The sequence below is a fragment of the Salinicola salarius genome (assembly GCF_003206135.1).
GTDB lineage: Bacteria > Pseudomonadota > Gammaproteobacteria > Pseudomonadales > Halomonadaceae > Salinicola > Salinicola salarius.
Genome location: NZ_PZJT01000005.1, coordinates 198900 through 223452, shown reverse-complemented (window position 1 = coordinate 223452; position 24553 = coordinate 198900). Strand labels below are relative to the sequence as shown.

General features: G+C 64.5%; 22 protein-coding genes and 3 tRNA genes. 13 read left to right on the top strand and 12 right to left on the bottom strand.

Annotation, left to right across the window (positions count from 1 at the left end; all coding sequences use genetic code 11):
* Window positions 1-14: 14 nt before the first annotated feature.
* The 11 genes from DOM32_RS06420 to DOM32_RS06370 form a co-directional block, all read right to left on the bottom strand.
* Window positions 15-1544 carry an HAL/PAL/TAL family ammonia-lyase gene (locus tag DOM32_RS06420; protein ID WP_110632376.1) on the bottom strand — a complete coding sequence of 510 codons (1530 nt, stop codon included), beginning with the start codon at window positions 1542-1544 and terminating at the stop codon, window positions 15-17.
* A 96-nt stretch (window positions 1545-1640) separates the two neighbouring features.
* Window positions 1641-1955 carry a putative quinol monooxygenase gene (locus DOM32_RS06415; RefSeq protein WP_110632373.1) on the bottom strand — a complete coding sequence of 105 codons (315 nt, stop codon included), beginning with the start codon at window positions 1953-1955 and terminating at the stop codon, window positions 1641-1643.
* Window positions 1956-2024: 69 nt separating this feature from the next.
* Window positions 2025-2456, bottom strand: coding sequence for a hypothetical protein (locus tag DOM32_RS06410; protein ID WP_071232745.1), 432 nt, complete (start codon window positions 2454-2456; stop codon window positions 2025-2027).
* Window positions 2457-2532: 76 nt separating this feature from the next.
* Window positions 2533-3300 carry a DeoR/GlpR family DNA-binding transcription regulator gene (locus DOM32_RS06405; protein WP_110632370.1) on the bottom strand — a complete coding sequence of 256 codons (768 nt, stop codon included), beginning with the start codon at window positions 3298-3300 and terminating at the stop codon, window positions 2533-2535.
* 123 nt (window positions 3301-3423) lie between these two features.
* Window positions 3424-4329, bottom strand: a complete 906-nt coding sequence (locus DOM32_RS06400; RefSeq protein ID WP_110632367.1) for an NAD(P)-dependent oxidoreductase — start codon at window positions 4327-4329, stop codon at window positions 3424-3426.
* Window positions 4330-4374: 45 nt separating this feature from the next.
* Window positions 4375-6696, bottom strand: a complete 2322-nt coding sequence (gene pdxA / locus DOM32_RS06395; protein WP_110632364.1) for a 4-hydroxythreonine-4-phosphate dehydrogenase PdxA — start codon at window positions 6694-6696, stop codon at window positions 4375-4377.
* A 156-nt stretch (window positions 6697-6852) separates the two neighbouring features.
* Window positions 6853-8151: a nickel pincer cofactor biosynthesis protein LarC gene (larC, locus tag DOM32_RS06390; protein ID WP_157957026.1), complete on the bottom strand. Its 1299-nt coding sequence runs from the start codon at window positions 8149-8151 to the stop codon at window positions 6853-6855.
* On the bottom strand, window positions 8148-8876 hold the full coding sequence (gene larB, locus DOM32_RS06385) for a nickel pincer cofactor biosynthesis protein LarB (protein ID WP_110632358.1): 729 nt from the start codon (window positions 8874-8876) through the stop codon (window positions 8148-8150). The genes larC and larB overlap by 4 nt, the downstream gene beginning before the upstream one ends.
* A 22-nt stretch (window positions 8877-8898) precedes the next feature.
* A complete protein-coding gene (gene larE, locus DOM32_RS06380) occupies window positions 8899-9807 on the bottom strand; it encodes an ATP-dependent sacrificial sulfur transferase LarE (RefSeq protein ID WP_208625325.1) in 909 nt (302 codons plus the stop codon).
* A 69-nt stretch (window positions 9808-9876) separates the two neighbouring features.
* Complete coding sequence (gene larA, locus DOM32_RS06375) at window positions 9877-11139, bottom strand: nickel-dependent lactate racemase (RefSeq protein WP_110632355.1); 1263 nt, start codon at window positions 11137-11139, stop codon at window positions 9877-9879.
* A gap of 82 nt (window positions 11140-11221) precedes the next feature.
* The gene (locus tag DOM32_RS06370; protein WP_110632353.1) at window positions 11222-12346 is read right to left on the bottom strand and encodes a 2-keto-3-deoxygluconate permease; all 1125 of its coding nucleotides are present in this window, start codon (window positions 12344-12346) and stop codon (window positions 11222-11224) included.
* A 151-nt stretch (window positions 12347-12497) separates the two neighbouring features.
* Between DOM32_RS06370 and DOM32_RS06365 the strand changes: the two genes are divergently transcribed.
* The 13 genes from DOM32_RS06365 to DOM32_RS06305 all read left to right on the top strand — a co-directional run bounded on the left by DOM32_RS06365 (window position 12498) and on the right by DOM32_RS06305 (window position 22797).
* Complete coding sequence (locus DOM32_RS06365; protein ID WP_420876612.1) at window positions 12498-14498, top strand: DEAD/DEAH box helicase family protein; 2001 nt, start codon at window positions 12498-12500, stop codon at window positions 14496-14498.
* A 135-nt stretch (window positions 14499-14633) separates the two neighbouring features.
* Entirely contained in the window at window positions 14634-14711 is a 78-nt protein-coding gene (pqqA, locus tag DOM32_RS18355) for a pyrroloquinoline quinone precursor peptide PqqA (RefSeq protein ID WP_075569317.1), read from the top strand.
* Window positions 14708-15643, top strand: coding sequence for a pyrroloquinoline quinone biosynthesis protein PqqB (pqqB, locus tag DOM32_RS06355; protein ID WP_244179825.1), 936 nt, complete (start codon window positions 14708-14710; stop codon window positions 15641-15643). Before pqqA ends, pqqB begins: the two co-directional genes overlap by 4 nt.
* Window positions 15640-16506, top strand: a complete 867-nt coding sequence (gene pqqC, locus DOM32_RS06350) for a pyrroloquinoline-quinone synthase PqqC (RefSeq protein ID WP_208625324.1) — start codon at window positions 15640-15642, stop codon at window positions 16504-16506. The genes pqqB and pqqC overlap by 4 nt, the downstream gene beginning before the upstream one ends.
* On the top strand, window positions 16503-16829 hold the full coding sequence (gene pqqD / locus DOM32_RS06345; RefSeq protein ID WP_071232746.1) for a pyrroloquinoline quinone biosynthesis peptide chaperone PqqD: 327 nt from the start codon (window positions 16503-16505) through the stop codon (window positions 16827-16829). Before pqqC ends, pqqD begins: the two co-directional genes overlap by 4 nt.
* A complete protein-coding gene (gene pqqE, locus DOM32_RS06340; RefSeq protein WP_110632350.1) occupies window positions 16826-17950 on the top strand; it encodes a pyrroloquinoline quinone biosynthesis protein PqqE in 1125 nt (374 codons plus the stop codon). Before pqqD ends, pqqE begins: the two co-directional genes overlap by 4 nt.
* Window positions 17951-18131: 181 nt before the next feature.
* Window positions 18132-19064, top strand: a complete 933-nt coding sequence (locus DOM32_RS06335) for a segregation and condensation protein A (RefSeq protein WP_110632347.1) — start codon at window positions 18132-18134, stop codon at window positions 19062-19064.
* On the top strand, window positions 19061-19966 hold the full coding sequence (scpB, locus tag DOM32_RS06330; RefSeq protein WP_110632344.1) for an SMC-Scp complex subunit ScpB: 906 nt from the start codon (window positions 19061-19063) through the stop codon (window positions 19964-19966). Before DOM32_RS06335 ends, scpB begins: the two co-directional genes overlap by 4 nt.
* A 79-nt stretch (window positions 19967-20045) precedes the next feature.
* Window positions 20046-20912, top strand: coding sequence for a 23S rRNA pseudouridine(2605) synthase RluB (rluB, locus tag DOM32_RS06325; protein ID WP_083387467.1), 867 nt, complete (start codon window positions 20046-20048; stop codon window positions 20910-20912).
* Window positions 20913-21001: 89 nt separating this feature from the next.
* Window positions 21002-21077: transfer RNA gene (locus DOM32_RS06320), tRNA-Lys, on the top strand.
* A gap of 56 nt (window positions 21078-21133) precedes the next feature.
* A tRNA-Lys gene (locus DOM32_RS06315) sits at window positions 21134-21209 on the top strand.
* A 60-nt stretch (window positions 21210-21269) separates the two neighbouring features.
* Window positions 21270-21345, top strand: a tRNA-Lys gene (locus DOM32_RS06310).
* Between the two features lie 222 nt (window positions 21346-21567).
* A complete protein-coding gene (locus tag DOM32_RS06305) occupies window positions 21568-22797 on the top strand; it encodes a serine hydrolase domain-containing protein (protein WP_110632341.1) in 1230 nt (409 codons plus the stop codon).
* Between the two features lie 75 nt (window positions 22798-22872).
* On the opposite strand, the gene DOM32_RS06300 is transcribed toward DOM32_RS06305, so the two are convergent.
* Entirely contained in the window at window positions 22873-24336 is a 1464-nt protein-coding gene (locus DOM32_RS06300; RefSeq protein WP_110632337.1) for a M48 family metalloprotease, read from the bottom strand.
* Between the last annotated feature and the right edge of the window lie 217 nt (window positions 24337-24553).

The window sequence follows — 24553 nt, the reverse complement described above, 5'->3', positions numbered from 1 at the left end:
GTTGTGACCGCCTTTCAGGTTTCCGGATAAAGCATCCAATGCCGCGCCCGTATCCGCTCGAGACACCGCCTGAGCTCGCCATCCAGCGCGCGATCTTCGACTACCGTGGCGAAATCTTCGCGCAGCGCACCAACCATCTCGGCGAGCGGCGCGGGCAGCGGATCGCTGCGCAGGTGTACCCCCTGCAATGCCGCCAGCAGCGCGGCGGCGGCGACCTGTTCGGTGAGTTCGAGCACTCGCAGGGCGTCGCGGGCGGCGATGGTGCCCATGCTTACCTTGTCCTGGTTGTGGCACTCGGTGGAGCGGGAGAAGACGCTGGCGGGCATGGTGCCCTTGAGCGCTTCGGCGGCCCAGGCGGAGGCGCCGATCTGGACCGCCTTGAAGCCGTGATTGATCATCGCGCGTTCGGCCGGCGCGCCGGAAAGATTGCTCGGCAGGCCGTGGTTGTAGCGGGTGTCGACCAGCAGTGCGAGCTGGCGGTCGAGCAGGTCGGCGACGTTGGCGGTCAACGTCTTGAGACTGTCCATGGCGAAGGCGATATGGCCGCCGTAGAAGTGACCGCCATGCATGACGTCTCCGACGTCAGGATCGATCAGCGGGTTGTCATTGGCGCTGTTGAGCTCGGTCTCGATGAAGCCGCGCAGCCAGCCGAGGCTATCCGCCAGCACGCCCAGCACATGCGGCGCGCAGCGCAGCGAGTAGCGGTCCTGCAGGCGCTGCCGCGGCGGCAGATTTTCCAGTTCCAGATCGGCTCTCAGCCACGCGGCGATACGAGACTGGCCGGGGTGCGGTTTGGCCGCGAACAGTCTCGCCTCGAAATGGTTGGGGTTGCCGCGCAGAGCGGCCACATTGAGCGCGGTGATGCGGGTGGCGAGCTTCAGCAGATATTCGGCGCGGCCGAAGGCCTGGCACGCCAGCGCGGTCATGACTGCCGTGCCGTTCATCAGTGCCAGCGCTTCCTTGGGTCGCAGCGTGAGCGGCTCCCAGCCCAGCTCGGCGTGCGCCTCGGCTGCCGTTCGTGTTTCACCCCGCCAGATCACCTCGCGCTCGCCGCACAGCAGGGCGGCCACGTAGGAAAGCGGCGTGAGGTCGCCGCTGGCTCCCACCGAGCCCTCTTCGGGGATCTTGGGCAGCAGATCTTCCTGTAGACAGGCGTGAAGACGCTCGAGCAGCGTGAAGCGCACGCCGGAGACGCCCTGACACAGCGACTGCAGACGCGTCGCGAGCACTGCCCGCGCCGCTTCGGGTTCGAGAAAGCGGCCCAACCCGCAGCCGTGAAAGGTATAGAGCTGGCGCGGCAGCGCTTCGACCTGGGAGAGCGGAATGGCGGTAACGCAGGAATCGCCGTAACCGGTGGTGATGCCGTAGATCTGCCCCTCGCGGTCCAGCAAGCCGTCGACGACCGCCGCGCCCCGGTCGATCCTGGCGCGCCACTGCGGATCGGCCTCGAGTGTCGACTCGGCGCGGCGTTCAGCCAGAGCAATGATCGATTCGAGGGATAGCGGCGTAGGGCCAAAAGTGACCAGCGGGGCGTTCGGGGGCATGCGGCGGCGTCCGGTTAGGCTCATGGATCGCCGAGTGTAGCCGCGAGCCAAGGCTCGCGGCCAGCAGAGGCGGCCAGGCACCTCTTTTCGATGGGCTTACTCGGGAAGGGTAGCGGTGTAGAAGAAACGTACCGAAGGCTCGCCATCGAGCAGCGGAGCGGTGCCTTCCTTGAACGGCGGGTAGTGCGGCATCTGCATGTGATGCTCGAAGGCGTTCCGGTCGCGATAGACCTCGTGCAGAACGACGATGTCTTCGCTGCCTTCCGGCGTCAGCACGTCGAATGCCAGGCAGCCTTCCTCGTTGGCCAGGGACTCGCTGGCATCGTTGTGGGCCAGTGCGAGGAAGGCCGGCACCTGGCCCGGCTTGATGCGAAATTCGGCAATGACCACGAAGTGGGTGGATTCGGCCATGGTGATCTCCTTATCGAAATTGAGCGGGGCAATGGCGAGCGCATCGTCGCCGACACGCCGGCCTGGGCATCAGTGTACGCGCGGCGCCTCGCCCATGCCGAGACGTTCCTGGAATTCGGCCACGGCGCTCTTGAGGAGTTCCAGCAATCCGGGAATCAGCGCGACGCCCTGGTCCGGCCCCTCGACGAACTGTTCGACGCTGACGTGAACGGCCTCGTTGTGCACGACCAGCTTGGCGGCTTTCAGCGTATTCATCACGTCGTTGGCGGTTTCCAGCAGCAACGTGCGATTGGTGGCCGCGGCAGCCTGCCACACGCCGGGCAGCATCAGTTGGAAGAATGCCGGTTCGTCGGTGGCGACGACCAGCACGAACTCGAGATTGTCCTGACGAATGCGCGCCGCCTGGGCGTCCATGGCCTCGATGTCGATCTCCATGGCGCGCAGCTGCTCGATATAGCGTTCGAGCGGGGTGGGGGCTTCGTGTGATGTGTCAGACTGCATGAAGACGCTCCGGGCAGAGTCATGGCGTGGGCGCGGCAGCGCCATGACCTTATTGTAAGGCAGGGCGCCAAGACGGTCAGGTTTCCGTTGCCGATGGATGCAGGACCGAAGCGCCGAGGGCTCTGAATGCATCGATTCGCTCGTCGGTGGCGTCGGTGATCAGCGTCCAATGGTGCGGGAAGGGCGTCCAGTGCTGCTGACTGGCGTGACCCAGTTTGGTGGCGTCGGCCATCACATAGACTGCCGCGGCACGCGCAATCATCGCTTCCTTTAGCCACGCCTGTTCCGGACTCGCCTCGCAGAGGCCCAGTTCGGTGATGCCGTCGGCGCTGAGGAACAGGCGATCGACCGTCAGACGCGAGAGCGCGGCGTGCGCCAGCGGGCCATAGGCGGTCATGCTCGAAGCGCGCAAGTCTCCACCGAGAACGGTGGTGTGCCCTTCCGGCAACTGCGTGAGCCAGGGAAGCGCTGCCATATTGTTGGTCACGACGTGAAGGCCGCGCCGTTCATTGAGCCGAGCCGCCAGCGCCGAAGTCGTAGTGCCTCCGTCGAGCAGTAGCGTATCGCCGTCCTTGATGCACGTCAGTGCGCAGGCCGCGAGGCGTGCCTTGACGTCACCCTGGCGCATGCGTCGCTGCTCCAGCGTCAATTCGGGCTCGCGCTGGCCAATCGTCGTGGCAGCGCCGCCGTAGGTACGAACCAGCAGCCCTTGCTGGGAGAGCGCGCCGAGATCGCGACGAGCGGTCGCCTCGGAAATGCCGAAGTGGCGGCACAACGCCTCGATACTGGTAATGCCGGCGTGGACGGCTTCCAGCATGTCGTGGCGGCGTTTGGCGACTTTCATGTAATCCTCCGCAATCGAACGAACCCGCCTGGGCGGGTTCGAGCTTCGTCTCTTGGCTAGTCTCGGCGCCTATTGTGCCAGGGTCTGGAGCTCACGGCCGCCGATCGCTGACCCATCGATGGATCAATCGCCCAGAGACAACTGATGACGCGCCGCAACGATATCGGAGAGCTCGGGAACGTACTTCTCGCCGTCACCCTGGGATTCGGCGCTGGCGTAGAGATCGCGGACCGCCTTGGCGACACCTGCCTCCACCTCCATGGCTTCGGCCAGCGCGGCGAGATAGCGCGTGTCCTTGTGGGCATTCGCCAGGGTAAAGCGATGTGCGTTACGGTCTCGCTCCAGCACGTACTGGAAGAAGGTCCGGTAGAAGCCGCTATCCATGCGCGAGCCGCGAATGACTCTATCGAACGTCTGCGGCGTGATGCCGGCCTTGGCGCCGATGGTCAGCGCCTCGGCGAAGATCGCGCCGTAACCCATGGCGAGAAAGTTGTTGAGCAGCTTCATGGTATGGCCGGCGCCCACCGGGCCTACGTGCATGATCCTGGCGGCCCAGGTTGCGATGACCGGGCGCACTCGCTCGAGCGTAGCCTTGTCGGCACCGATGATCGCCTGGAGTTCGCCGCTCTCGGCCTGCGCCGGGATGCCGCCGAGCGGGGCGTCGATCATCGAAATACGATCCGTGGCCAGCGACTCGGCAAGCTTGCGCGTCAGCGTCGGTTCGGACGTCGAGCAGTCGACGATGACGAGGTTGTCCCGTCCCGCCTGCCTGGCGCCGGCGCGGATGCCATGCTCGCCATCGATCAGTGCTTCGACCTGAGGCGCGCCGGTCACGCACAGGAAGACGATATCGCACTCGGCGCCCAGAGTGGCCGCGCTGGCCGCTTCCTCGGCACCCTTGGCAACCAGGTCGTCGATGGGTTGACGATTACGATGCGCCAGTACCTTGAGCGGATAACCCGCCTTGAGGATATTGCCGGCCATGCCGGCGCCCATGAGTCCGAGTCCTGCGAAACCGATGATCGGCATATGTCTCTCCTGGTATCGATGGATCGTTGACGATCGAGATGGGCCTCAAGCGTTGGCGTCGTGACGGCTCGCCAGTTCCACGGCCTGACGAAGCGCCTCGATCAGGCTGCGATCGTCGGCAATGCCCTTGCCGGCGATATCGAAGGCGGTTCCGTGATCCACTGACGTGCGCACGACAGGCAGGCCAACGGTGACGTTGACGCCGGCTTCGAGGCCCATCACCTTGACCGGGCCGTGGCCCTGATCATGATACATTGCCACCACGCAGTCGAAGTCGCCACGACCGGCACGGAAGAACAGCGTGTCGGCGGGCAGCGGGCCTTCGACATCCCAGCCGCGCTGGCGCAGTGACTCGATGGCCGGCACGATCTTTTCTTCCTCTTCACCATAGCCGAACAGACCGTTCTCCCCCGCGTGGGGATTGATGCCGCACACCGCGATGCGCGGATTCGTCTGGCCGGCGCGTACCAGCGTTTCATGGGCGCGCTCGATGGTACGCGTGACCAGCCCCGGCTCGATGCGCGCTATGGCGTCGATGATGCCGATGTGGGTCGTGACGTGGATCACCTTCATCTTCGGTGTCACCAGCATCATCGAGACTTCCTCGGTGTCGGTCAGGTGCGCCAGCAGTTCGGTGTGGCCCGGGAAGATGTGGCCGCCGGCATGCAGGGCTTCCTTGTTGAGCGGGGCGGTGCAGATCGCATCGAGCTCGCCGGCTTCGATCAACTCCACGGTCTTGGCGATGTACTGATAGGCGGCATCGCCCGCGATCGGAGAGACCTTGCCCCAGGGCAGGTCGGCGGGGATCAGACCGAGATCGATGCACTCGAGCGTGCCGCGCTCGAATCGCGCCTGTGCGGGAGTCTCGACGACATGCAACTGAAGCGTGGAACCGACGATCTCCATGGCCTGACGCAGGCGCCCGGCATCGCCGATGACCAGCGGACGGCACGCGTCGTGGACCGTGTCCTGGGCGAGCGCCTTGACGATGATCTCGGGGCCGACGCCGGCAGCGTCGCCCATGGTGATGCCGATGATGGGGCGGTCGGTCATGCTCGTATCCTCTGCTGAATCCTGAAAAGGGGTAGCGGCTTTTGCGTCATGCCACATCCGGGCGAAGGCGGCAGTGTCGCCAAAGCCGCCTGCCTTGGTAATGACTTCCAGCGTCCGGCCGCGATACCCGGCCTGGAGTCGCGCCATCCCGGTATCGGGTGCATCGACGAGACCTAGCCGGGTAATGTCCGCCGCTGTCAGTAACGCTCTGGCGGTAGCGCCTCCGGTGGCGATCAGTCGATCGACCGTGTCCAGATGCGGCGCGAGTATCTCGCCGAGCCGGACGCTGAGCCTGGGTCCGTCCGCGGCGTTGCGATCGTCGGGCTGGGACAGGCGAACCATGATGTCGTCCCCGGCTTGCAGCGTTTGCTGAATGCGTCGGGTGACCGATGCCAGAGTGGGCGAGAGCGAGTCGTCACGTGCCTCGCCAACGAGATCGGCGGCATCGATCTCGATCACCTCGATAGTCGGGTTGGCGTCGATCAGCGCGTCGGCCTGCGCATGCGAAATGCCGCTCATGCTGCCGATCACGATCATCGTCGGGCGCCGACGTGGTTCTCGCGGGAGACGGTTCGTGGCCGACGTGCCGGCGAGCCCCAGCGCCGCCGGCAGTGCCAGTCCCAGCCCGGCCGAACCGACCCAGAATACGTCATCGAGCGGTGCGGACAGCGTTGCCAGACGCTCTAGATCGACATCGGTCAGCGCGTCGCAAACGACGGCCTGGACGCCGTCCTGCTGATATTGACGCAACGTTTCCGACACCACGGCATCCGCTTCGTAGAGCGTCGACAGGTCGAGTCGGCGTGTTTTCAGCTCGGCGCCCTCCAGCATCTCGACCAGATCCGCGCGGCCACGAATACCTTCGTTGGTCCAGACTTCGGTCTCTTCGACGGGGCGCTCGTGAAGCCACTGGCGGCCATCACGCGTGGTTCTTCCGGTGGCCGGGTAGGCCGGTGCGACGATCGCCATGCCGGCACCGGGAACCAGGCTCGCGATTTCGGCGGCAACATTGCCGCGTAGCGTCGAGTCGACCTTCTTGAACAGATAGTGGTAACGGCCTGTCCACTGTTCCAGGCAGGTACGGTGACGCCGGGCGGCCTCGGCAGGATCGCAGGCCCGGGAATCCATATCGATAGCTGTCGCGTCGCTGTGACCGACGGTCGTGGTGGACAGCATGACGTCGGTCGACAGGCCCAGCGTGGTGCAGCCAATCGCGGAGTCTGCGGTGCCGGTGAGATCGTCGGCCAGAATCAGCAGAGATGTCAGAGCACTTTCAGGCGGATGAATGTCGGGGGGGAGAGTGTTAATCGTCATTTTTGATCGAATCGATAGAATATTGCTCTATAAAATGATCGTTTCAATCACAAAAGGCAAGTCGACGAAAGTGGTGCGTTTGCGTAAAAATGATTCATCTTCAGGGATAAAACTGGATGCAGCTGATCGGTAAGCGAGCTTTTTTGAGTGGATCGATCACTTTCGGGACAGATGTGACGTCTTCAGTCTGGCGTGGGCCGCTATAGCGCCTGAATGGACATCGGCCACGCTGCAGTCGTGCGCCAGCGCCAGCCGGTGAACATCCTCATACTCCGGCGCGACACGGATGTCCCGGCCGTTCAGCGTGCCTATCTTCACCCGTACCGTGCCCCATTCGGTTTCGACGAGTTCGATCCGGCGTTCGAGGCGCCGTCGGCTGGTCTGGTGGCGCCGCACGCCGAACGTCGAGGAGTGAAGCAGCATGAGCTGCTCCAGGCGGTCCGCTTCGTGACAGGGGGCCAGTACCGTGATCAGGGTTCCCAGGCGCGACTTTTTCATCGTGACCGGGGTGTAGAACACGTCCAGCGCCCGAGCTTCCAGCAGTACGCCCATCAGGTGGCCCAACTGCTCTCCGGTGACGTCATCGAGCTGGCACTCCAGCACCGCGATGATCTCGCGCTCCGGGGAGACTGTCGCGTTTTCCATCGAGATGACGCGCAGCACGTTGGGATGAGGAAAGTCGCGATTGCCGGCACCGTAGCCGATCCCGATCGGCGTGCCTGCCGGAGCGGCGCGGAATGACTCCACCAGCGTCGCCAGAAACGCGGCGCCGGTGGGCGTGGTCAGCTCGCCCGCGACATTAGCCTCGAAGGTGGACAGCGGCACGCCCTTGAGCAGTTCCAGCGTCGCCGGCGCGGGGATCGGGAAGCGCCCGTGCGCCATCGTGACCACACCGTATCCCACCGGCACCGGGGTCGCGGTGATCGTATCGATATCGAGTGCTTCCAGCGCGAAGCAGACGCCGAGGATGTCGATGATCGAGTCCATCGCCCCCACTTCATGCAGGTGTACCTCGGCCGGATCGATACCGTGGATTCGTCCCTCGGCCTCGGCAATCGCGGTGAAGATCGCCGTCGCCCGGCGGCGAACCCGGGGGGGGAGATCGGCGTCGGCGACCATCGTCAGAATCTCTCCCGCAAGGCGGTGGGGATGATCATGATGTTCGTGTTCGTGTTCGTGTTCGTGTTCGTGTTCGTGTTCGTGTTCGTGCGAGTGCGAAGCATCGTGGTCGTGGCCATGGCCGTGATCGTCGCCATCGGATTCAAGCTTGATTCCGAGCAGCCGCGCCCGGATACCGCAGCGATCCACCGGCCGGGTATCGAGTTCGAAAGGGTCGATTGGCAAGCGGCGTAACGCCGTGGTGACATCGTCCAGGTCGGCGCCGAGATCTACCAGCGCCGCCAGCAGCATGTCGCCGGCGATACCGAAGGTACAGTCGATATGAAGCGTCTTCATGAGCGACGCGGCTCCTCGAAACAGGCCGGACGGGGATCGGGACCTCGCTCGAGCAGCGAGAGAATGTTGGCCGCCTGCCAGGCGGCGCCGAAGCCGTTGTCGATGTTGACCACGCTCATGCCGGTGGCGCATGCCGAGAGCATGCCGAGCAGGGCGGTGACGCCCTGCAGGCTGGCGCCGTAGCCTACCGAGGTCGGCACCGCGATCACCGGATTGCGCACCAGCCCGGTGATTACGCTGGGCAGCGCGCCTTCCATGCCGGCGATCACGATCAGCACGTCGGCCCGGGTCAGCGCTTCGCGATGCGCCAGCAGTCGATCGAGCCCGGCAACGCCGACGTCGTTGAGCCGGGCGACGTTGACGCCAAGCCATTCGAGGGTGCCCGCCGCTTCTTCGGCCACGGGCAGGTCGGACGTGCCGGCGCAGATCACCGCCACGGTGCCGGGGAGGCGCTTCGGCGGAGCGCCCCAGCAAAGCAGGCGGCTGGTCGGGTCGTAGCGCCCGGCGGGATGCTCTAGGAGTACCCGCTCGGCACGCTCGGCGTCGAGACGAGTGACCAGCGCTCGCTGGTGTCGATCAATCAGGCGCCCGACGATGGCGCTGATCTGGTCGGCCTGTTTACCCTCGCCGAACACGACTTCGGGAACGCCGTTACGGTTTTCGCGATCGTGATCGACGCGGGCGAACCCCAAATCAGAAATGGGGCGGTCAGAGCGTTCGGTCATGCCATATCCTGTCGGGCCGAATTCAAGGCAGCAGGCGATTCATGCTGCCGCTGCGGTAGCCGGCCAGATCCAGCGTCACCCAGGCGTATCCCAGCGCCGTGAGTTCCGTGACCAGCCGGTCGTGATGTTCGAGCACCGTCGCCATGTCCTGGGGTTCCACTTCGATCCGCGCCAGTTCGCCGTGATGGCGTACGCGAAGCTGACCGATGTTCAAGGCCCTGATGCGGCGTTCGGCCTCGGCGATCCGTTCGAGCTTCTCCAGCGTGATGCGCTCGCCGTAGGCCACCCTCGACGACAGGCAGGCCAGCGAGGGCTTGTTCCAGGTCGGCAGGCCCATAGCCTGGGAGAGTTCGCGGATCTCGGCCTTGTAAAGACCGACTTCGTGCAGCGGGCCGCGTACGCCATATTCGCGGGCGGCCTGGGTACCGGGGCGGTGCTCGCCGTCGTCGTCGGCGATCAGGCCGAAGACGATGTTATGGAATCCCGCGTCGACCATGATCGGTGCCAGATGGGTGAACAGACCGGACTTGCAGTAGTAGCAGCGGTTGGCATCGTTCTCGGCGTAACCGGGGATGGCGATCTCCGAAGTCTCGATGACGCGGTGCGGTGCCTCCAGGCGCCGGGCCAGCTCGCGGGCGGCATCGAGTTCCTCGAACGGATAGGATTCCGAATCGGCGGTGACCGCCAGGACGCGTTCCCGGCCCAGCGTCTCCAGGGCAATGGCGAGCAGAAAGGTGCTGTCGACGCCTCCGGAGAACGCCACCACGACATCGTCCATGTCGCGAAGCACTTGGTGCAGCCGCTCGAGCTTGGCGTCGAGTTCGGCGCCCTGGGCCACGTCGGCGGTCAGCGAAACGCTGTGCGGACGCGACGGCGGCGCCGCGTCCACGCTCAAGGCGTCGATCCGTTCGGTTCGAACCATCGAGGTCATGGGATCCCTCCCGTCGTGTGATTATCGGCCAGCCGTTCAGTCATCGACCTGATTCAATTGTCGGTCTGATCAGTCATCGACATACGGCACTGTCAGCGGCCCCAGCGGCATCACGGCAATCGACATTTCCTCGCCGTAACGTGCCTTCAACGCCTGCAGCGTTTCGGCGATGTCGTGGACGGGCTCCAACAGCGCGGCGCGCGCCTGGGCGTCGCTCAGCGTCGAGTAGAGCATCACGTCGGCCCAGCTCTGGATGACCGCCTGCTTCTGCACCTGCCACTGATCGAGCATGGCGAACTCCGGATCCTCGATCATTTCGAGCAGTGCCTGGGGAGAGTCTGCCATGGCGAGAATCTCGGCGAACTTGCCGTGATCGGGAATGCCATCGGAACACTCGCAGGCCATCAGGATGGTGCCACCACGCTTGACGATCTTGTGCGCGGCGCTCATTCCTTTCACCGCCTGGTAGAGATTCTGGTCGAGCGGGTAGCCGGAATTGCCGGTGATCACAACATCGAAGCGCTGGCTGGCGCGTACCATGGCGTGTTCCAGCTCGTGTTCGCAACCCTGACGGTGCGCTTCGGTGAGGTCTCCGGCAAACACCCGAGTGATCGCCTTGTCGCGATTCAACGTGACGTTGAGCATGAAATGGGGCGGGCACAGCGCGTTGATCTCGCGGGTCATCGCCTGCAGCGGATTGTCGTCCATGTTGCCCCAGGTGGAGCGCGGGTCGCCGATCATGCGGGCGTTGTGAAACGTCATGATCGTCTCGAGACCCGCGATGCCCGGCATCACCCCTTTGGGCCCGCCGGAGAAGCCAGCGAAGAAATGGGGTTCGATGAAGCCGGTGACGATACGAAAATCGGCCTCGACCCATCGCCGATTGAGCCAGGAAGGGCAGCCGAAGCTGTTGTCTCCCACGTTGACCAGCTCATCGTAGTTGTCGCAGTGGTTGTTGATGATCTCGATGTGATCCACCACCCAGTCGCCCAGCATGCCGCGGAGCTCCTCGACCGTCTGGTCGCGGTGAGTACCGGTGCCGTTGATGATGACGAAGTTTTCATGCGGCACGTGATCGAGCGTTTCGATCAGCAGCGGTACCAGCAGATGATTGGGCGTCGGCCGGGTGATGTCGCTGATCACGATGGCGACGCGATCGCTGGCCTTGACCATCTCCTTGAGCGGCGGGGTGCCGATCGGCGAAGAGAGTGCTTCGCGCACCCCGGCTTCGGGATTCTCCATCGCGTGCTGCGTCGTGGGTTCGACGACGAAAGTGTCGTCCGGCAGGTCGAGTGCCAGCTCACCCTTGCCGTAGAGCAGAGAAATGTTCATGAAGGCTCCAGGATCGCGGCGCTTGCGCGCCGCCGGATGATATCGTGCGTCTCAGCATGCCACGATACGGCAGCGACGTCGCTCAACCGTCGCGTGCCACGCCAAGATCCTCGTCGACACGAGACTGCGGTTCGTCCTCGCGGGTGCCGTCGATACCGCGTTTCTTCTGCCAGCGGTCGACCAGCATCACGGCGATTGGCCCCAGGATGGCAGTCGTCAGCGTGGCGATCGAGATCTGCGACGTCGCGATATTGACCAGGTCGTGATAGCTCTGCGCTTCGGCCGCGCTCATCATGCCCGAGTTGGCGGCGACCGCAGCGGCTGCGGCAATGGCGGCCGGGGTGCCGGCGGCGTTGCCCGCCGTGGTCGCTTCGGAGACCGGGGCGATGACGCTGGATTCGCGGAACAGTCTGAAGACCAGGATGCCCACGCCGCCGGTGAGTACGGTCGTCATGACGCCCAGCAGCAGGCCGGCACCCACGACCTCAGGGTTGAAGAACGCCGCCAGGTTCATGTTCGCGCCCAGGGCAAAGGCGAAGAACGGTACCGGCAGGATTTCGCCGGGCTTGAGGAAGGCGCGAATGTCGCGATCGAGATTGCCCAGCAGCATGCCCAGCGCAATCGGCAGCAGCACGGCGATGAAGGCGATGACCGGGAACTGGGAGCCCAGCAGCCCGAGCGACATGAGAGTGAAGAACGGCCCGTCATTGAGCGACAGAATCGCCACCGCGCCGGTATCGGAGCGGTTGCCGTACTGGCTGGTGAGTGCCGCATACATGCCACCGTTGCCGTTGGTCATGGCAGCGATGATCGCCACAGTCGAGAGGCCCAGCAGCCCGTCGATCGGGTCGAACACCAGCCCTAGCCCCACGCCTACCGCCAGGCCGGTCAGATATTTGGCAGTGACCAGCAGGGCGCCTTTCTTGAGCGCCTTGCCCCCCACGCGCAGGTTCATCTGGCTACCGGAGCAAAACAGGAACAGCGCGATGAGTACCAGTGCGCCATCCTTGAACAGTTCCTGGGAGAAGCCGCCGATACGCAGGAATTCGTATTGACCGCTATCGGTCTGTCCCGCACCGAGCCATTGCAGGATCGCGGTGATCCATGACAGGTGGAGCTGATCTATGGTGTTGAGTGCGGCACCGAAAATGAGGGGAACCACCATCAGGCCCCCGGGAACCTTCTGGACCGTGGCGAGCAGTTTCATGAGCTGGACTCCCGTGCGCCATATGTGGCGAGTGATTCACTATTGATCGAAACGATTGCTAATCTGATCGAAACGATCATTTGTGGCAATGCCACTAAAGGCGTAGGCGACCGCAATCCGTCTATTCCCGGAACGGCTCGACCTGAGTACCATGCCGTTCATGTCCAGATCCCGCTCGGCCAACGCCTTTCCCCAGCTCCGCCCTTACCAGACGCAAGCCGTCGATAACGTCATCGCGCATTTCCGTGGCAGCGACGATCCGGCCGTGGTCGTGTTGCCTACTGGCAGCGGCAAATCGCTGGTCATTGCCGAGCTGGCACGCCGCGCGCGAGGCCGGGTGCTGGTGCTGGCGCATGTCCGTGAACTGGTCGAGCAAAATCACGCCAAGTACCTGGCCTACGGACGCGAGGCGGACATCTTCAGCGCCGGTCTGGGACGCAAGGAAAGCGGTCGCCAGGTGGTGTTTGGCTCGGTGCAGTCGGTGGTCAACGGGCTGGAGGATTTCGCCACCGGCGAGTTCACGCTGCTGGTGATCGATGAATGCCATCGCCTATCGATTTCAAAAGAGGCGCTGGCTCGCGGTGCCGGAAAGGCCGAGGATGATCGCCAGCGCAGCGCTTCCACCTACGAGAAGGTGATCGCGCGGCTGCGCGAAGCGCGGCCCAACCTCAAGGTGTTGGGGCTGACGGCAACGCCGTATCGCCTCGGCGAGGGGTTTCTCTATCACCGCCACTACCACGGCATGGTGAAAGGGCCGGAGGATGCCTTCTTCCGCGACTGCGTGTTCGAGCAGCCGCTGCGGGTGATGGTGCGTCAGGGCTATCTCGCCGAGCCCAGACGCATCGATGGCGCCATGGCGTTCTATGACTTTTCGCAGCTGATGCCACAGCGCAACGGCCAGTTCGCCGAGCGGGATCTCAACGGTGTGGTCCAGGGCAACCGCGCCACGCCCCAGATTATCCATGACGTGATCGAGCGCGCCCGCGATCGCCAGGGCGTGATGATCTTCGCCGCCACCGTCGCGCACGCCGAGGAAGTGCTTGGGCTGCTGCCCTCGGAGGAGAGTGCATTGGTGACCGGGGCGACGCCGGGGCCGGAGCGGGAGCGATTGATCGCGGCGTTCAAGGCGCGAAAGCTCAAGTATCTGGTCAACGTGGCGGTGCTGACGACCGGCTTCGATGCGCCGCATGTGGATGTGATCGCTATTCTGCGTCCGACCGAATCGGTGGGGCTCTATCAGCAGATCGTCGGCCGCGGATTGCGGCTCTCGCCGGGAAAGACCGACTGCCTGATCCTCGACTATGCCGGCAACCCGTGGGAGCTCTATGCGCCGGAGATTGCCCAGGCGCGCCCGGACGGCGAGAGCGAGCCGGTGCAGGTCGAATGCCCGGAGTGCGGCTTCGCCAATACCTTCTGGGGCAAGCGCGACGGCGACTTCGTGATCGAACATCACGGCCGGCGTTGCCAAGGGCTGGTGCTATCTACACGCGCCGCTCTCCATCGCGCCCAACCCCGCGCGAAAGACGGAAGGTCAAACCCGGCGGGCGAGCCTGATGTGGGCGCGGCTTCTGGCGCGGGTGAAGGGAAGGGCGCGGCTTCTGGCGCGGGTGAAAGGAAGGGCGCGGCTTCGGGCGCCTTGGAAAGCCGACGCCAATGCACCTTTCGTTTTCGCTTCAAGGTCTGCGAGCAGTGCGGCGGGGAGAACGATATCGCCGCGCGTGCCTGCGGCCATTGCGGCGAGCGCCTGGTCGATCCGGACGACAAATTGCGCGATGCGCTCAAGCTGCGTCATGCCAAGGTGCTCAGGGTCAGCGGCATGCAGCTCGAGGCGACCACCAACGGGCGCGGCGTGCCGCGGCTCAAGGTGACCTACCACGACGAGGATGGCGAGACGCTGAACGAATGGTTCGGATTGGAGACGCCGGCACAGCAGCACGTTTTCGACCGCGTCTTTCTACGCCAGCATCTGCGCGCGCCGGGCAGTGGCTGGCGGCCCGGTTCGGCCGAGGAGGCGGCTGCCGAAGCGGGGCGTCTGCGCGCGCCGGACTTCGTCATCGGCCGCAAGAGCGGCCGACATTGGCGGGTCGAAGAGAAACTGTTCGACTACGTTGGCCGTTATCGCAAGGCGGATGCCGCAGGGGGCGAAGTGTGAAAAATGATTTACCTGCTAATAAATTCGTTGGGGCAATGGCGACCTTTTGACTAGAATGAAGCAGCGCTCGCTCGAGCGTCGCCATAGGCGCCGCTCAGGGCGCCGCCCCTCAAACCGTTAAGCAAGGAGCTCCTCATGAGCTGGACGACCCCGGAAGTGAAGGAAATCTGTGTCGGCATGGAAATCAACGACTATATGCCCGCTGAATTTTGAACCCGCAGCAAGACGCGCGCGGCGGCGCTGCTCTGCAGCTGCGCGTACTGGGGGCGGCCGCCGGTGGCGGTTCGCCTCAGTGGAATTGCCGCTGCGACGTGTGCCGCCTGGTCTGGGAGGGCGATCCGCGCGTCACGCCACGGACCCAATCCTCGATCGCCGTTAGCGTTGACGGCGAAAACTGGGCGCTGATCAACTGCGCGCCCGATATTCTCAAACAGATTCAACAGACGCCGGCATTGCATCCGCGCCAGGGCCTTCGGCATACGCCGATCGCCAGCGTGCTGCTGACCAATGCCGACGTCGATCATGTCGGCGGGCTGCTCAATCTTCGCGAGAGCTCGCCGTTCCGGCTGCTGGCGACGCCGATGATCCAGGATGTGCTGCGTGGCAGCCCGATCTTCGATGTGCTGAACCCCGAACATGTCAGCCGTGAATCCATCGCCCTGGATCAGCCCTTTGCACTGCTCGACGGGCTGCAGGCCCGGCTGTTCGCGGTGCCGGGCAAGACCGCGCTCTATCTCGAAGGTGACCAGGTCGAGATCGGTGTCGAAGGAGAAAGCACGGTCGGCGTCGAACTGATCAGCGGGAACCGGCGCGCCTACTATATCCCCGGCTGCGCCGCGATGACGCCGACGCTGGCCGCGCGCCTCGACGGTGCCGATCTGCTGCTGTTCGACGGCACCCTGTGGCGCGACGACGAGATGGTGCGCGCCGGCGTCGGCCACAAGACGGGCAACCGCATGGGCCACATGTCGATGTCCGGCGCCGAGGGCAGTATCGCGGCGCTGGCCGATCTCTCGCTGGGCCAGCGCGTCTTCGTCCACATCAACAACACCAATCCGGTGTTGATCGCGGATTCCCCCGAGCGCCAGACGGCCGAACGCGCCGGCTGGGAGATCGCCTACGACGGTATGGAGTTGAGCTGTTGAGCCTGACCTTCGAGAATCATCCGGATTTGACCGAACCGTTGAGCGTCGAGGCGCTGGAAGCCCGACTGCGCGAGGTCGGCGAGACCCGTTATCACCATCGTCACCCCTTCCAGTTGATGCTGCAGAACGGCGAGCTCGACAAGCGTCAGGTTCAGGCCTGGGCGCTCAATCGCTACTACTATCAGGCGATGATTCCGATCAAGGATGCCTCCTTGATGGCGAGGCTGGACGATCCGGAATTACGCCGAATCTGGCGTTCGCGACTGGTCGATCATGACGGCGAAGCGGCGGGCGAGGGCGGCATCGAACGCTGGCTCAAACTGACCGATGGCCTCGGCCTGTCGCGGGAGCTGGTCGTCTCGACGCGGGGCACCCTCCCGGCGACGCGCTTCGCGGTCGAGGCGTATACCCACTTCGTGCGTGACCGGTCGCTGCTTGAGGCGATCGCCTCGTCGCTGACCGAGCTGTTCTCGCCGATGGTGATCGGCCAGCGGGTGCGCGGCATGCTCGAACACTACGACTTCGTCTCCCGCGAGACGCTTGCCTACTTCGAGCCGCGCCTGACCCAGGCGCCGCGGGATGCCGAGATGGCGCTCGATTACGTCAAGCGCCACGCGCATCGCGCCGACCAGCAGCAGGCGGTGATCGATGCGCTGCGCTTCAAGTGCAGCGTGCTGTGGGCGATGCTCGATGCTCTTCAACATGCCTACGTTGGCTCCGGCCCGAATTCATCGGGTCAGGTGCCGCCCGGTGCCTGGGGCAGCGGCATCGAAGGGCAGGAGATCGAAGGTGACGGCCTGGGTGGCTACATGAATGGCCGCCTGAGTGACGGCCTGAATGACCACGGGAGGCTTGCCCGATGAGTGCCGATAGCGATACCCATCTCGACAGCAATGCCGGCGGCGTGCCGGCGCTTGCCGAGCGCGACGTGGTAAGAATCCCGCGCGGCGTGAGGCTGCGTGAGGACAAGGCCCGTGGCGGCTGGGTGCTGCTGGCGCCGGAGCGGGTGTTCCAGCTCGATCCGATTGCCCAGCAGGTGCTCACTCGCGTCGACGGCGAGCGCGACGTCGCTGCCATCGTCGACGATCTGGCGCAGGCGTTCGCCGCGCCGCGGGATCGCATTCTCGCTGATGTGCGAGCGATGCTCGCCGATCTGATCACCAAGAACGTTCTGGAAGTGGCATGAATTCCCAACCGGAAGCGCGCCAGTCGCCCTCGATGCAACCACCCCCTATTGGCATGCTGGCGGAGCTCACGCATCGCTGTCCGCTGCAGTGCCCTTACTGCTCCAACCCGGTCGAGCTGACCCGCAAGCGCGAGGAACTCGATACCGAGACCTGGCAGCGGGTCTTTGCCGAGGCGGCCGAGCTTGGCGTACTGCAGGTGCATCTTTCCGGCGGTGAGCCAGCGCTGCGCCAGGATCTGGAAACGCTGGTGGCGAGCTGTGCCGAGCACGGCCTCTACTCCAACCTGATCACCGCCGGCGTCAACATCAGTCGCGCGCGGCTTGAGGCGCTGGCGGATGCCGGGCTCGATCACGTCCAGCTCTCGGTGCAGGGGGCGACCGCGAAGGTCAACGACCATATCGCCAATCTTCCCGGGGCCTTCGACAAGAAGCTCGCCTTTGCGGCGGAAGTGACCGACGTCGGTCTGCCGCTGACGCTCAACAGCGTGATCCATCGTGCCAACTTGCATCAGATTCCCGATCTGGTCGAGCTGGCGCTGGCGCTGGGCGCGCGGCGCCTCGAGATCGCTCACGCGCAGTATTACGGCTGGGCGCTTCAGAATCGTGGTGCGCTGATGCCGCCTCGGGAGCAGGTGATGGAAGCCCTCGAACTGGTGGAAGCGGCCCGCGAGCGGCTGAAGGGCAAGCTGGTGATCGACGCCGTGGTGCCGGATTACTACGCGCGCCTGCCCAAGCCGTGCATGAATGGCTGGGGGCGTCAGTCGCTCAATGTCTCGCCTTTGGGGAAAGTGTTGCCGTGCCACGCCGCCGAGACCATCCCCGGTCTCGAGTTCTGGAATGTGCGCGACCATGCCCTGGGCGAGATCTGGCAGGAAAGCCCCGCGTTCAACGCCTATCGCGGAACCGCCTGGATGCCGGACGCCTGCCAGAGCTGCGACCGCCGCGAGATCGACTGGGGCGGCTGCCGTTGTCAGGCTCTGATGCTGACCGGTGACGCGACCCAGATGGACCCGGTCTGCGAGCTTTCGCCCTATCACGACGAGATCCAGACGCTGGCGATCGTCGATTCCCGGCGCGACGACGAATTCACCTATCGCCGATTTTCACGCCAGCCCGCCTAGCGAAGATTCGGGAACGGGGAGGCCGCCTCCTCGCCGATAGGCCGCCGCGCCAACGCTTGATAGACTGGATGCCTTTCCGCCCAGCACCGGCTTTTCATTTCGTGGCTTTTCATTTCGTGGCTTTTCATTCAGCGGCTTTTCATTGCGCGACAATTCATGGCGCAACAAGGAGGGAGGCGGTGTGAGCGTTATCGAATCCGAACGACCCGATGCCGCCGAGGCGTCGCCCTCCGCGCAGCTGCCGCTCGAATTCGTGGCGCGGGTCAATGGCGAAGGCCTGACCGAGCTGCCGCAGGATCTCTACATCCCGCCGGAAGCGCTGAAAGTCTTCCTCGAGACCTTCGAAGGCCCGCTCGATCTGCTGCTCTACCTGATCCGCCGGCAGAATCTCGACATTCTGGCCATCGACGTTGCCGCCATTACCCACCAGTACGTCGAGTACGTCGATCTGATGCAGGCGATGGAAATCGATCTTGCCGGCGAATATCTGGTGATGGCCGCGATGCTCGCCGAGATCAAGTCGCGCACGCTGCTGCCGAGACCGCCCAGGGGAGACGACGAGGATGAAGAGGATGATCCGCAGGCCGAACTGATTCGTCGCCTGCAGGAGTACGAGCAGCTCAAGCTTTCCGCCGAGACGCTGGACGAACTGCCGCGGATGGGGCGCGACTGGCATCCGGCCCAGGCGGCATTGCCGGAGCTCGAGCCCCGCGTGGTGCATCCGGATGTCTCGCTGAGCGATCTGCTCGGGGCGCTGGGCAGCATGCTCAAGCGCGCCGACCTGCGCCAGTCCCACCGGATCAGCCGCGAAGTGCTGTCGACGCGGGAGCGAATGCTCGCGATCATGGCCAGACTCGAGGCGGATCGCTATACGCCGTTCGAATCGCTGTTCGAGCTTTCCGAGGGGCGCGCCGGGGTCATCGTCACCTTCATGGCGATTCTCGAATTAGCGCGTGAGTCGATGATCGAAATCGTGCAGAATGCGCCGCTCTCGCCGATTCACCTGCGGGCCCGGCTGGCGCTGGAGGTGGGCGTCCCCGGCGAGAACGAAGGCGCTCCCGGCGAGGCAGAGGGCGTCTTCGAGACCGGCAGCGACGACGAGGCGAAGGCATGAACCGCCTGACCGACCCCTACGTGACCCCAGCGTTGGACGAAATTCTCGAAGCGATACTGCTGGCCGCCGGCGAGCCGGTCTCGCTGGAGCGGCTCGAGACGGTGTTCGAGGCAGACCAGGCTAACGCAGGGCTGTTCGATTCGAGGCGGCCGCCGTCGCGGGCGGCGATCCGCGAATCGCTCAACAAGCTCGGCGAGCGGCTGGCAAGCGGCGGCGCACTGGAGCTGATCGAGTCGGCGTCGGGGTACCAGGTGCGCATTCGGCAGCGCTATTCGCCCTGGGTATCACGACTGTGGGACGAGAAGCCTCAGCGCTACTCGCGGGCTCTGCTCGAGACGCTGGCGCTGATCGCCTACCGCCAGCCGGTGACCCGCGGCGATATCGAAGAGGTGCGCGGCGTGGCGGTGAGCAGTTCGATCATGCGCACCCTGGTGGAGCGCGGCTGGATTCGCGTCGTCGGACACCGTGACGTGCCCGGACGGCCGGCGGTCTACGCGACCACGCGGACGTTTCTCGACGATCTGGGGCTGAAGACCCTGGATTCGTTGCCGCCGATGCATGAACTCAAGCAGTTCGAAACGTTCGAAACCGGCATGCACGAGCCTTTCGAGGATGTGCCCCCTGTCGAAACGGCTGATGAGGACGGCGGCGAGACGTCGTCACCTGAAGAAGGCGGCTCGAAAGCGGCGGTGGAAACGCAAGAACCCGATTTATCGGCAGCGTCGGGTGAATGTGACAATGATGAGCCCGACAACGACGAACACGCCGAGATGGCGTCCCCCGGCGAGTCGCTGAGTTTTGCCGAGCTCGAAGCGCGACTGGCCGAGCGTGCCCGAAAACGCCAGGCCGAGGCGGCGAACAACGCCGGCCCGGCGGACGAGAATTCGGACACGGACACCTGAGAATCGCCAATTCCGATCGGTTTGCCTGTGGGCGCGACGGTCACTGGCGAATTCTCCAGCCGACGAGGCAATGAAAGACATGACGGATACCAACACCGAAAAGCTGCAGAAAGTGCTGGCGCGCGCCGGTTACGGCTCGCGACGGGAGATGGAAACGGCGATCAGCGCCGGCCGGATCAAGGTCAACGGTCAGGTCGCCAAGCTGGGCGACCGGGTCGGGGCACGCGACCGTGTGGCGCTCGACGACCGGGCGATCAACCTGCGAGCGGTCGAGGAAGTGCCGCGACGGGTGATCATGTACAACAAGCCGGAAGGCGAGCTGTGCACCCGCAAGGATCCCGAAGGCCGGCGGACCGTCTTCGAACGCCTGCCGCGACTGAAGGGCGAGCGCTGGATCGCGATCGGGCGTCTCGACATCAATACCAGCGGGCTGTTGCTGTTCACTACCGACGGCGAGCTGGCCAACCGGCTGATGCATCCTTCACACCAGATCGAACGGGAATACGCGGTGCGCGTGATGGGTGACGTGAAGCGCGAGCACGTGGTCAACATGGTCGAAGGCGTAATGCTCGAGGACGGCCCGGCCCGTTTCACCGACGTGCAGGAGTTCGGTGGCGAGGGCATCAACACATGGTTCCACGTGGTGATCCTGGAGGGCCGCAACCGCGAGGTACGCCGGCTGTGGGAGTCCCAGGGGCTGACCGTCAGCCGCCTGAAGCGCGTGCGCTACGGCAACATCTTCCTTGACAAGCGAGCCAAGGCCGGCGAGTGGACGGAGATGACCCAGGACGAGATCGACGAGCTTTCGACCCTGGCAGGTCTCGAGCCGCGCAAGGTGCCGGAGATGACGCCGGACGAGAAGAATCGCTGGAGCCGCGACAAGAACAAGCGTCGCCCGGTGACCGCGATGAAGAAACCGCGTCGGCCGCGCCGCGAAGACGCCTGATCCCGGCGGCGCGTCGATTGCCTCGGAGCGGGGAAAAAACGCTTGCCTGCTCTGAGGCTTATGAGTAACATGTGCGCCCAGTCGGAAGGGGGTCGTTAGCTCAGTTGGTAGAGCAGTTGGCTTTTAACCAATTGGTCGTAGGTTCGAATCCTACACGACCCACCACTTTCCGACGGGTCGATGTTCTTGGCGCAAACGAGCGCCATTGATCAGAAAAGCATGGGTCGTTAGCTCAGTTGGTAGAGCAGTTGGCTTTTAACCAATTGGTCGTAGGTTCGAATCCTACACGACCCACCATCGATCTCTTCCTCGCCTTCACGGCATCGATTCGGCATTCCCTCGCCGATCATCCGTTCCGGGTCGTTAGCTCAGTTGGTAGAGCAGTTGGCTTTTAACCAATTGGTCGTAGGTTCGAATCCTACACGACCCACCATTCTGCTTTTATTTCCATGCTTCACGCTGATTGATGCGCGCCTGGTCGTGTCTGTGGTACTGGTTGATCTAGGGTCTGTTGNNGCGCCATGCGGCGTTGCGGGATTGGAAAAGGGAACCACCCTTCTCTGCATCCCGCGCCTGGCCTGGCGCCATTTGGCGCAGCAACGCGGTTCGCGCAGAAACGTCAACAGACCCTAATGACCGTTCCAGGAGAGAGCCCATGTCTTCCCGTGCCTCTGCGCCGCTCGCTGACGCTCGACACTCGTCCCGATCGAGTGTTGCCTATCGCCATGCCGACGAGCCGATCGGCAGCGTCGAGCAGATCTACAGCGGGCGGTTGGTTCCGGACCTGGCGGTCAGCACCTTTCGCAACATCGACCGGCTGTTTCCTTCGAGGATCGTCACGGCCGGCGAGCGGCCACGCCCGCTGACGCAGGCGCTGGAAAGTCTCGACGGGGTGCTGGCCATGATGAACGGGGAGTCCTACGACCTCTATGACTATCTCGCCTTGAATCAGGTCACCGGGCTGGTGGTCCTCCACCGGGGCCGCATCGTCCACGAGACCTATCAGCGCGGCAACGATCGCGTCACGCGCTGGATGTCGATGTCGGTAGCCAAGTCCATCTGCTCGACGCTGGCCGGCATGGCGATTCAGGACGGGTCGATCCGGGAGGGGCTGGCGGCTCGGGTGGTCGACTACGTGCCGGCGCTGGCGGGAAGTGCCTACGATGGCGTGAGTCTGCGCGATCTGCTGATGATGGCCTCCGGCGTGGCCTGGAACGAGACCTACACCGACCCGGCGTCCGATCGCCGTCGGCTGCTCGAGGCGCAAGTCGCCCAGCAGCCGGGCGGGGCGATGAAGGTGATGGCGTCGCTGCCTCGCGCCGCGATGCCGGGAACGGTCCACAACTACAGCACCGGCGAGACGCAGATTCTCGCCGAGCTCGTTCACCGTGCTATCGGCCGGCCGTTGGCCGACTATCTGTCGGACAAGCTGTGGCAGCCCTTCGGCATGGAGCACGATGCTACCTGGTGGCTGGAGTCGCCGGACGGCATCGAGATCGGCGGCAGCGGAATCAGCGCCACGTTGAGAGATTACGCGCGTTTCGGCCAGTTCATGCTCGAAGGCGGGAAGATCGATGGCGAACCGCTGTTGCCCGAAGGCTGGGTTGCCGAGGCCACGCGGCCGACCATGCTCGCTGGCGGCGAATCACCGGGCACTGAACCACTGGAATATGGCTACATGTGGTGGACTGCCTGGACGGACCCTTCACGCCAGGATCAGGCCTATGCGGCGAAGGGTATCCACGGGCAGGCCATTTACGTCAACCCGGCCTGTGAGATCGTGATCGCGCAGAACGCCGCCGCCCCCAAGCCGTTGGGCAAGTTGGCGATCGATCCCATGGCATTCTTCGACGCAATCGTCGCGCACCTCGACCGGCATCGCTGAATTCTGCTCTCCGGCCGTTTCTTTCTCGGCAAGAGATGTCCGGAAGCCATCGCCGGGGTCCGATGGCGGGGCAGGTCAGAAGTTTTGCATCGTATCCCGGTAGCCGAGGAAATCCTTGCGCCGCTGCTCGATGCGGCTGGCCATGGCGTAGTCGCCGCTCTGCCTGGCCACTTTCTCGGCGGAGTCTATCTGGCGGATGGCGGTGTCGATGCGTCCTTCGAGCTGTAGCTGCTCCGCGCGCGCCAGCTGGCCCCAGGCATCACGGCCGGTGCGGCCGGCGGCTTCGGCCAGTAGCCCGAACACGTTAGGGTCCTCCGGATACTGTTCGCTCATGTCGCGCAGCACGTCGAACGCCTGGACGGGAGATGTCTGCAACAGCGTTTCCGCCTGTACCCATTGCGCCGGAAAGTAGGAGGGGGAGAGCCGCAGGATGTGTTGCGCCCGCGTCAAGGCTTCCTGGCGGCGGCCGGCATCGTAGGCGATCTGCGCCGCCGTGGCGGGAATCATCGAAAGATCGGGGTATTGCCGGGCCAGCTCGTCCAGTGTTTTCAGCGCGGCGTCGGTGTGCGTCTGCTGGGCGTCGACCAGCGCCCGAAGGTAGCTCACCGCCGCCGGCGGCGGGTTGTCCTGCTCGAGCACTGTCATCGCCTGGGGCGGGTTGTCCCGATTGATCATCAGCAGTGCCCGGCCGCGAACCATGGCGTACGTGGGGTCGTCATGATGGGGAGGCGAGGACAACTGGTCGGCGCGCGCCTGGGTGTCGCTGATGCGCGATTCGGTGACCGGGTGCGTCAGCAGAAACTCCGGCGGGTTGCCGCCTTGCAGCGCGGCGAGCTTCTGCAGCGTGCGGAACATGTCCGGCATGGCCTGCGGGTCGTACCCGGCCTTGGCCATGGCGTTGAGACCGACGCGATCGGCTTCCTGCTCGAAGCGCCGGGAGTAGGCGAGCTGGTCCTGGATGAAGGCGGCCTGCGTCCCCATCATGGCGGCGATGCCGGCGCTGCCGCCACCCCCGGCCGCCAGCACCATGCCCGCCAGCATCGCCGCCATGGTCGGCAACTGCGTCTCCTCGACCCGCTCCATGCGCCGGGCATAGTGGCGCTGGGCCAGGTGGCCCAGTTCGTGGGCCAGCACCGAGGCGAACTCGTCTTCATCGGGCGCCGTGGTGAACAGGCCGGCGTTGACCCCGACCACGCCGCCGGGAACGGCAAACGCATTCAGCAGACGGCTGTCGACCAGCGTGACCACGAGCCGTTCGTCGACGCCGCTGTACGGCACCAGCTTGGCCAGCATCGAGCGGACGTAGGTCTGGGTGATCGGATCCTGCCAGGGATCGGTCTGGGCACGGAACTGGCGCAGCCAGGCGCGACCCAGGCGGTATTCGTCACTGGTAGTGACGGCGGCGCTGGTACTGCCGAGATCCGGAAGCTGATAGCCTTGCTGGGCCTGGGCGAGCGGGGCGGCGCCGGCCAGCGTTGCGGATAGCAGCGAGACGGCCAACAGCTGCCGTTTGAATGATGTCGGTCGGTGGTTTGTCATGCTGACGGTCTCGATCCCCATTCAGGCAAAGCTACGGTACAGGCAAAAGACCCGGCGCAGCCAAAGATACGCTGCAGGCGAAAGCCGCGGTAGGGGGTAACGGTCTGGGTTATTATGCCTTCGACTACAGTTTGTCGCAGACGTGCCCAGGCGCTTTCCAAAACTCGGGGAGCGATGCCACCGGCCCTGTGGCAGGCTAACGAACTTTCGATTCATC